Below are 8,528 nucleotides of genomic sequence, written 5' to 3'. Positions count from 1 at the left end.
GGGGGGGGCGCCCCCCCCCCCCCCGGCCCCCGCCCACGACGCGTTCGGGCCCTCGACCAGGCCCGCCTGATCAAGCGCTCGCGATCAGGCGTCCACCTTGAGGTGGGAGGGGAGCTCGCCGGTCCCCTTGGCCCACTGGTGGGCGGCGGCGCGGGTGGCCACCAGCCGCGCGACCTCCACGCCGACGCCCACCACGACCGCCCAGCCGATCGCCTCGGCCAGCGCCACGTCCGGCGACTCGGGGTTGGTCGGCGGCTCCTTGCCGGTGCTCTTCTTCCACACGAGCGTGATCGCCTTCTTCGCGGCCCAGCCGCTCGCGAAGGCCGCGGCGCCGGCCATCACGCGATAGCCGATGTCGCCCTTGTCCGCCATCATCGTCCTCCAGTCGTCCTGTCGCCTCCGACGCTACCGGAACGCCCCGCTCCGGGCGGGAAAGGCCGCCGCGTCGGCGCGGGCAAGTGGCATGCGGAGGGGACGGATGTCAATACCATTGCCCCATGACAGAGCAGCCGCGTACGCCGAGCGTCCCTCCCAAGCCCTCCCTGGACGGCCTGGAGGACAAGTGGGTACGCGCCTGGGAGGACGCCGGCGTCTACCGCTTCGACCGCACCCGGCCGCGCGGCGAGGTCTACTCGATCGACACCCCGCCGCCCACCGTGAGCGGCTCCCTCCACGTCGGCCACGTCTTCTCCTACACCCATACCGACACCGTCGCCCGCTTCCACCGCATGCGCGGTCGCGCCGTCTTCTACCCGATGGGCTGGGACGATAACGGGCTGCCCACCGAGCGTCGCGTGCAGAACTACTTCGGTGTGCGGTGCGAGCCGTCGCTGCCCTACGACCCGGAGTTCGAGCCGCCGGCCAAGCCCGACCCGAAGCGCCAGGTCCCGGTGTCGCGGCGGAACTTCATCGAGCTGTGCGAGCGGCTCACCGAGGTCGACGAGAAGGCGTTCGAGGAGATGTGGCGCCGCGTCGGCCTGTCGGTCGACTGGACCCACCTCTACTCCACCATCGGCGAGGCGTCCCGGACGGCGTCGCAGCGCGCCTTCCTGCGGAACCTGGCGCGCGGCGAGGCGTACGTGTCGGAGGCGCCGACGCTGTGGGACGTGACGTTCCGCACGGCCGTCGCGCAGGCCGAGCTGGAGGACCGCGAGCAGCCGGGCGCGTTCCACCGGATCCGGTTCCACGGCGACGAGCGGCCCGTCTACGTCGAGACGACGCGCCCGGAGCTGCTGCCGGCGTGCGTGGCGCTGGTCGCGCACCCCGACGACGAGCGGTACCAGGAGCTGTTCGGGACGATGGTCCGCACGCCGCTGTTCGGCGTCGAGGTGCCGGTCCTCGGGCACCGGCTCGCCGAGCCCGACAAGGGGTCGGGCATCGCGATGATCTGCACGTTCGGCGACGTCACGGACGTCACCTGGTGGCGCGAGCTGAACCTGCCGACCCGGGCGGTGATCGGCTGGGACGGCCGGCTGTCGGCCGAGCCGCCGGCGGGCGTCCCGGCGGGGCCGTACGCGGAGCTGGCCGGCAGGACGGTGTTCTCCGCCAAGGAGCGCGTCGTCGAGATGCTCCGCGAGTCCGGTGACCTGGACGGCGAGCCGCGCAAGATCAGCCGTCCGGTGAAGTTCTACGAGAAGGGCAACAAGCCGCTCGAGATCGTCACGACCCGGCAGTGGTACATCCGCAACGGCGGGCGCGACGCCGCGACCCGCGCCGAGCTGCTCGCGCGCGGCGCGGAGCTGAACTGGCACCCGCCGTACATGCGGGCCCGCTACGAGAACTGGGTGGAGGGCCTGAACGGCGACTGGCTGATCTCCCGGCAGCGGTTCTTCGGCGTGCCGATCCCGGTCTGGTACCCGCTGGACGCGGTCGGGGAGCCGCGCTACGACGCGCCGATCGTCCCGCCGGAGGACGCGCTGCCCGTCGACCCGTCCTCCGACGTCCCGCCGGGCTTCACCGAGGACCAGCGCGGTAAGCCGAACGGCTTCACCGGCGACCCGGACGTCATGGACACCTGGGCGACGTCGTCGCTGACGCCGCAGATCGCGGGCGGCTGGGAGCGCGACGCCGACCTGTTCTCCCGGGTGTTCCCCTACGACCTGCGGCCGCAGGCGCACGACATCATCCGGACGTGGCTGTTCTCGACGGTCGTCCGGTCGCATCTGGAGCACGGGTCGCTGCCGTGGACGGACACGGCGCTGTCGGGCTGGATCCTCGACCCGGACCGCAAGAAGATGTCGAAGTCCAAGGGGAACGTCGTCACCCCGATCGACCTGCTGCGCGAGTACGGCTCGGACGCCGTCCGGTACTGGGCGGCGAGCGGCCGGCCCGGCACCGACACCGCGTTCGACACCGGCCAGATCAAGGTCGGCCGGCGGCTCGCCATCAAGATCCTCAACGCGTCGAAGTTCGTGCTGGGGCTCGGCGAGGTGGACCGGGACGCGGCGGTGACCGAGCCGCTGGACCGGGCGATGCTGGCGTCGCTGTCCGGCGTCGTCGCGGACGCGACGGAGGCGTTCGAGGGCTACGACTACACGCGCGCCCTGGAGCGCACGGAGCGGTTCTTCTGGGAGTTCTGCGACGACTACCTGGAGCTGGTCAAGGCCCGCGCGTACGGGGAGGGGCCGGAGGCGCAGTCGGCGCGCGCGGCGCTGCGGTCGGCGCTGTCGGTGCTGCTGCGGCTGTTCGCGCCGGTGCTGCCGTTCGTGACCGAGGAGGTCTGGTCGTGGTGGCGGAAGGGCTCGGTGCACGCCGCGTCCTGGCCGCTGCCGGGCGAGCTGCCCGCGGGCGGCGACCCGGCGGTGCTCGCCGCGACCGGTGAGGCGCTGCGGCAGGTCCGCAAGGCCAAGTCGGAGGCGAAGGCGTCGATGCGCGCGGACGTGTCGCGGGCCGTGGTGCGCGGCGCGGAGGCCGGCCGGGTCTCCCGTTCCGATCTCGCCGCCGCGGGGCGGATCGCCGAGCTGACGCTGGAGAGCGCGCCCGCCGACCTGACGGTGGACGTGACGCTGGCGCCCGCCGGCTGAACCCGCCGGGCCGTCCGGTCCCGCGCGGCGCGCGGGACCGGACCGCGCCGGACCAGGCGGCGGCGTCCCGGCGGGGTCAGATCGCGCAGGGCAGGTGCTTGATCCCGTTGATGAAGCTGGAGAACAGCCGGTCGGGCTCCCCGGTCGCGCGGATCCGCGGGACGCGGGTGAACAGCTCGCGGTACATCACCGTGATCTCGCGGCGGGCGAGGTTGGCGCCGAGGCAGAAGTGCGGCCCGGGGCCGCCGAACCCGACGTGCGGGTTCGGCGAGCGGGTGATGTCGAACGCGTCCGGGTTCTCGAAGACCGTCTCGTCGCGGTTCGCGGAGTTGTAGAAGAGCAGGACCTTGTCGCCCGCCTTGTACTCGTGGCCGTTCATCTCGTGGTCGCGGGTCAGCGTCCGGCGGAACTGGATGACCGGCGTCGCCATCCGGACGATCTCCTCGACCGCGCCCGGGATGTGCGCGTCGAAGTCCTCCAGCAGCAGCGCGCGCTGCTCGGGGTTGTCGGTCAGCAGCTTCAGCCCGTGCGACATCGCGTTGCGGGTCGTCTCGTTGCCGGCGACGACGAGCAGGATGAAGAACGAGCCGATCTCCTGGTCGGTCAGCGACTCGCCGTCCACGTTCGCCGAGATCAGCGCCGACACCAGGTCGTCGCCGGGATTCCTGCGGCGCTGCCGGGCCAGCTTCATCGCCAGGTGGTTCAGCTCGTACCCGGCGGCCAGCACCTTGAGCAGCCCGTAGAGGGCGCCCATGCGGGTGATGCCGTCGCGCGCGTAGTTCTTGCCGCCCATGTACTCGGGGTCGCCGAGGCCGAGGATGAGGTTCGTCCGGTCGTACACCATCGGGCGGACGTGCTCGGGGATCCCCATCATGTCGCAGATGACCTGCAGCGGGAGCCGCGCCGCGACGTCGGTGACGAAGTCGGTCGAGCCCTTGGCGAGCAGGTCGTCGACGATCCGGGTGGCGCTGCGCTGGAGGTCGTCCTCCGTCTTCTCCAGGACGCGGGGGGTGAACGCCCGCGACACGATCCGGCGGATCTTGGCGTGCCGCGGGTCGTCCATGTTGATCATCGAGCCGAAGTAGCGGGCGAGGAACCGCGGCAGGTCCGCGATGCTGTTGGAGCACGGCTCGCTGCTGAAGATCTGCGGCGTCCGGCTCGCCTCGACCACGTCGGCGTGCCGGGCCAGCGCGTAGAAGCCGGCGCCCGACTTGACGAACGGCAGCTTCAGCTCCTGGAAGAACGCGGGGTGGTCCCGCTCGCGCAGCCGGGCGAAGGCGGCCAGCCGCCGCTCCTGGGGCAGGGCCCAGAACTCCAGCGTGGACAGGTTGCCGTCGATCTCGTCCCGCGCAGCGGTCGTCACGCCCGCTCACCGCCCTCGGCGTCGTGTCCAGAATCGGGTTCGGTTTCTATCGAACCGGCGTCCAATGGAGCCGTCAAGGCGAACCCGGCGATTCAGGCCGCCGGCGCCGCCGTCCGCCCGTGCAGGACGGCGCGCTCCACCGCCGTCCACGTGCCGGACGCCAGCAGGTACAGCACGGCGGCCAGCGGCACGAACGCGGCGAAGACCACCGTCCCGAACGGCGCCACCCGGGCCAGCGCGCCCGCCGCCCCGGCCGGAGCGGTCCGCGCGGCCCGCCGCGACGACCACACCGCCAGCGCCGCGAGCAGCGCGAACAGGCCGAGGAACACCAGCGACGGCGGCGCGAACAGACCGCCGCCGACCAGCCCGATCCAGTTCTGCCCCAGCGGCGCGCCGAGCAACGTGTGCGCGAGCAGGACGTTCTGGTGCCCCGCCACCGTCGCCGACCGGAACAGCCGGTACATCACCATGAAGAACGGCACCTGCGCGAACATCGGCAGGCATCCCGACAGCGGGGTCGCGCCCTCCGCCTCGTACAGCGCGGCCGTCTCCCGCTGGAGCCGCCGCGGGTCCCGCCCGTGCTTCTTCTGCAGGGCCTGGACCTGGGGCAGCAGCCGCGCCCGGGTCCGCTCGCCGCGGGCGGCCGAGACGGCGAGCGGCAGCATCGCCAGCCGGACCAGGAGCGTGAACAGGAGGATCGCGGCGGCGGGCGCGGACGGGCCGGCGACCGGGCCGATGCCGTCGGCCAGTCCCTTGACCAGGGTGTACGCGAGCGAAACGGGAACGTCGAACACGGGCATGAGCACCTTCCGGTGGGAGGGGGATCGAGGGCGTGCCGGCCGCGCTCAGGCGGCCGCGATCTCCGCTCCCGGTGCCCGCGGGCGGGGGCGTCCCGCCGCGTCCGGATCGCGCTGCGGGAGGAAGGCGGTCCGCAGCGTCCGTTCCCGCAAGGTCGTCCGCACGCGCGCCAGTGCCGCCCGGTGGCCCGGCCCGGCCGCGCGCACACGCACCACGGCCAGGACGACCAGTCCCGCCACGGTGACCGTCGCCAGCGCCACCAGCACCGGCTGCCCCGGCGCCGTCCCGGCCCACTCGGCCGCGGCGAGCACCCGCAGCAGCGCGGCGACCACCAGCGACCAGAACACGAACGGACCTTCCTGACGATACGGACTATCCACAGTGTCCCACTCATCCCCGCCGGTACGCCATCGGTGCCGGGTGCCGGCGGGGAAACGGGGTAGGGTCGCGCGCGAAACAGGACGCGAGGGCGTTTCACATGCGGCCCGCCGCCCTCGGCCCCGGTATTGTCGTGTGGCTTCTCGGCGGGACCGCCGGAACGCTCCCGAACGCGAGGTGGACGTTGGGCAAGGTCGATGTGCTGATCAAGCGGCTCGATCCCGGGCTGCCCCTGCCGCAGTACGCGCACGCGGGCGACGCGGGCGCCGATCTGGTCGCCGCCGAGGACGTCGAGCTGCCGCCGGGAGAGCGCGCCGTCGTCCCCACGGGCATGGCGATCGCGCTGCCCGACGGCTACGCCGCTTTCATTCACCCCAGGTCCGGTTTGGGCGCTAGGTTGGGGGTCACCATAGTCAACGCACCCGGTACGGTCGACGCCGGCTATCGGGGTGAGATCAAGGTGACCCTGCTGAACACCGACCGCCGCGCCACCGTGCGGCTGCGGCGCGGCGACCGCATCGCGCAGATGGTCGTGCAGCGGGTGGAACAGGCTGTGTTCCACGAGGTCGCCGACCTTCCCGGATCGGCCCGCGGGACCGGCGGATTCGGCTCCACGGGCGGGTACGGCGGGCCGGAGGCTCCCGGGCATGGGTGACACTGGTAACGAGCACAGTCGAGAAGGAGCGTGAGTCGTGGCTTTTGGACGTCGCCGGCAGGCCGAGGAGCCCGAGAAGGGGCCCGAGGCGACCGAGGAACCGGCGGAGGCCGTTGACGAGGCCGCCGAGGAGGCTCCCGCCGAGGCCGCGAAGGCCGAGGGCGGGCCCTGGGACTCCGAGGACTCCTTCCCCGAGATGCAGCGCCTGGACTTCGGCTCGATGCGGGTGCCGATCGCGCCGGGGCTCGGTTTCCAGGTGAACTTCGAGGCCACCCAGGTCGACGAGGAGGGCAACCCCCTCGACGGCCGGCCGGTCGCGGTGCTCGTCCAGTACGAGGAGAGCGCCATGCAGCTCCAGGTGTTCGCCGCGCCCAAGCGCAGCGGCATCTGGGACGACGTGCGCCGCGAGACCGCCAAGGACATCGAGGAGGAGGCGCAGGGGCAGACCCAGGAGGGCGAGGGGCCGTTCGGTCCCGAGCTGCTGGCGATGATCCCCGCCGCGCTGACCGAGGAGGTCCTCGCGGAGATGCCGCAGGAGGTCCGCGAGCAGATCCCGCAGGAGTTCGTCGACCAGGGCTGGGCGCCGCAGATCATCCGCTTCCTCGGCGTCGACGGCCCCCGCTGGTTCCTCCAGGCCGTGGTGCAGGGCGCCGCGATCGAGGACGAGGAGCAGTGGCAGGTCCTGGAGGACGTGCTGCGCGGCGTGGTCGTCGTCCGCGGCGACGCGCCGATGCCGCCGCGCGACCTGCTCGAGCTGCAGATCCCCAAGGAGTTCAGCGAGGCCGGGGAGAACGGCGAGGAGCAGGGCGGCGAGGAGACCTTCAACCCGTTCGAGCGCGGCCCCGAGATCACCGAGGTCCGCTGACCCGGGACCCCGTTGCGGGCCCCGTCCCGGGACCGCCGTCGCCCGCCGGGCCGTGCGCCGCTTTTCGGTCACACGGCCGGCGGGTTTCTGCGGTCCGGGGGGCGCCGGGTTCCTTGCGTCCGCCGCCCCCCGGGTGGTCAATCGGGACATGTCGAAGAGAACGCGGAAGCGCCGGGCCCGCAAGCGCAGCAAGCACAACAAGGGCAAGCGGCCCAACGCACGGCACTGAGCCGCGCGCCGGGTCGCGGTCGCCGCGCTCAGGCCGCGTTCGGCGCCGTCACCCTCCGATCATCTCGAAGGGCATGGCGTGCTCCACGCCCACGGCCCGTCCGGTCGGTTCGACGATGCCGGTGAGGAACGCGGCGGCGTCGAAGCCCGCGCCGAGGTTGCCGAAGTACACCTCGTGCGCCAGCAGCGAGTCGATGCCGTCCTGCAGATGGCCGGTGACGTCCACGTAGTGCCCGGCCTGCGGCGACCCGCCGAACAGCGCGAACCGGACGCCCTGCCACGGCTCCAGGCCGAGGTCGCGGAACACCCAGCGGTTCGCCGCGTCCCTGATCGCGTCGGCGACCGCGAGGCCGAGCACCCGGTGGTCGGCCATGTTGAAGCCGCCGCCGGGGAAGGTCTCCCGGAAGTTCACCGACAGCACCACCTCGGGCCGGTGCCGCCGGATCGCCGCCGCGAGGAGGCGCCGCAGCGGCAGCCCGTACTCCAGCACGCCGTCCCGCAGGTCCAGGAACTCGACGTTCTCGACGCCGACCCGGCGGGCCGCCTCGATCTGCTCCAGGGTGCGGACACGGCGCACCTCGTCCGGGTCCATGCCGTCGATCCCGGCCTCGCCCCGGGTCGCCAGCACCTGCGTCACGCTCTTGCCCTGGGACGTCCATTTCGCGACCGCGGTCGAGCCGCCGTACTCCAGGTCGTCGGGGTGCGCGACGATCGCCAGCGCCCTGTCCCAGTCCTCCGGTACCGGTTCCATGGCCCCATCCTGGCGGACGGGCGGCGGCCGCCGAAGCTCCTAAGATCGCGCCATGACATCGGCGCCGGAACCCGTCCGTCCCGCGGGCCTGCTCGATTCCGGGACCGCGCCCGCCGCACCGCCCGCGCCGGACGGTGCGCCCGCGTTGACCGGGCCGCCCGAGGCGGCGCTCGCGCTGGCGCGCCTCCACCTGCGCGGGCACGTCCGGACCTGGCCGGAATGGCGGTCCGCCGGCCTGCCGGAGGCGGTCCGCACCGCGTGGCTGAGCGCCGAGATCGCCGCGGGCCGCACGGACGTTCGCGACGAACCGGCGGGCGAACCGCTCTACCAGGCGGTGCGGGCCCTCCACGCGGCCGACGCGGACGACCCCGGGGCGCTCGTCCGCGCCCTCGCCGGACGGCCCGACGCCGTGCCGCGCGCGGAGGCCGTCCGGCTCGCGCGCGAGGCACTGGACGCGGCGCTGCTGC

General features: G+C 73.2%; 9 protein-coding genes and 1 pseudogene. 5 read left to right on the top strand and 5 right to left on the bottom strand.

Annotated features, from left to right (window positions below; all coding sequences use genetic code 11):
• Positions 1 to 84 precede the first annotated feature (84 nt).
• A complete protein-coding gene (locus ABT299_RS51755) occupies positions 85 to 372 on the bottom strand; it encodes a DUF4235 domain-containing protein (RefSeq protein WP_190860091.1) in 288 nt (95 codons plus the stop codon).
• Positions 373 to 497: 125 nt separating this feature from the next.
• Between ABT299_RS51755 and valS the strand changes: the two genes are divergently transcribed.
• Positions 498 to 3,023 carry a valine--tRNA ligase gene (gene valS / locus ABT299_RS51750; protein ID WP_500255372.1) on the top strand — a complete coding sequence of 842 codons (2,526 nt, stop codon included), beginning with the start codon at positions 498 to 500 and terminating at the stop codon, positions 3,021 to 3,023.
• A gap of 76 nt (positions 3,024 to 3,099) precedes the next feature.
• Here the strand turns inward: valS and ABT299_RS51745 are convergent, their stop codons facing one another.
• From ABT299_RS51745 to ABT299_RS51735, 3 genes are all read right to left on the bottom strand, one after another.
• Positions 3,100 to 4,386: a cytochrome P450 gene (locus ABT299_RS51745; protein WP_500255371.1), complete on the bottom strand. Its 1,287-nt coding sequence runs from the start codon at positions 4,384 to 4,386 to the stop codon at positions 3,100 to 3,102.
• A 92-nt stretch (positions 4,387 to 4,478) separates the two neighbouring features.
• Complete coding sequence (locus ABT299_RS51740; protein WP_500255370.1) at positions 4,479 to 5,186, bottom strand: YidC/Oxa1 family membrane protein insertase; 708 nt, start codon at positions 5,184 to 5,186, stop codon at positions 4,479 to 4,481.
• Positions 5,187 to 5,231: 45 nt separating this feature from the next.
• Positions 5,232 to 5,531 (bottom strand): DUF6412 domain-containing protein, encoded by a 300-nt coding sequence (locus tag ABT299_RS51735; RefSeq protein WP_190860014.1) that lies wholly within the window; start codon positions 5,529 to 5,531, stop codon positions 5,232 to 5,234.
• A 215-nt stretch (positions 5,532 to 5,746) separates the two neighbouring features.
• Between ABT299_RS51735 and dut the strand changes: the two genes are divergently transcribed.
• The 3 genes from dut to ABT299_RS51720 all read left to right on the top strand — a co-directional run bounded on the left by dut (position 5,747) and on the right by ABT299_RS51720 (position 7,311).
• A complete protein-coding gene (dut, locus tag ABT299_RS51730; RefSeq protein WP_241755869.1) occupies positions 5,747 to 6,217 on the top strand; it encodes a dUTP diphosphatase in 471 nt (156 codons plus the stop codon).
• Positions 6,218 to 6,254: 37 nt separating this feature from the next.
• Positions 6,255 to 7,082 (top strand): DUF3710 domain-containing protein, encoded by an 828-nt coding sequence (locus ABT299_RS51725; protein ID WP_190860018.1) that lies wholly within the window; start codon positions 6,255 to 6,257, stop codon positions 7,080 to 7,082.
• A gap of 148 nt (positions 7,083 to 7,230) precedes the next feature.
• Positions 7,231 to 7,311, top strand: coding sequence for a 50S ribosomal protein bL37 (locus tag ABT299_RS51720; RefSeq protein WP_483860509.1), 81 nt, complete (start codon positions 7,231 to 7,233; stop codon positions 7,309 to 7,311).
• A gap of 48 nt (positions 7,312 to 7,359) precedes the next feature.
• Here the strand turns inward: ABT299_RS51720 and ABT299_RS51715 are convergent, their stop codons facing one another.
• Positions 7,360 to 8,061, bottom strand: coding sequence for a PIG-L deacetylase family protein (locus tag ABT299_RS51715; RefSeq protein WP_433247841.1), 702 nt, complete (start codon positions 8,059 to 8,061; stop codon positions 7,360 to 7,362).
• Between the two features lie 52 nt (positions 8,062 to 8,113).
• Between ABT299_RS51715 and ABT299_RS51710 the strand changes: the two are divergent.
• Positions 8,114 to 8,528, top strand: a pseudogene (locus ABT299_RS51710) (hypothetical protein); the annotation flags it as partial.

Origin of the sequence: Spirillospora sp. NPDC000708, assembly GCF_040299565.1 — a bacterium.
GTDB lineage: Bacteria > Actinomycetota > Actinomycetes > Streptosporangiales > Streptosporangiaceae > Spirillospora.
The sequence above is the reverse complement of the archived record's forward strand: the minus strand, read 5'-3'. Positions and strand labels throughout refer to the sequence as shown.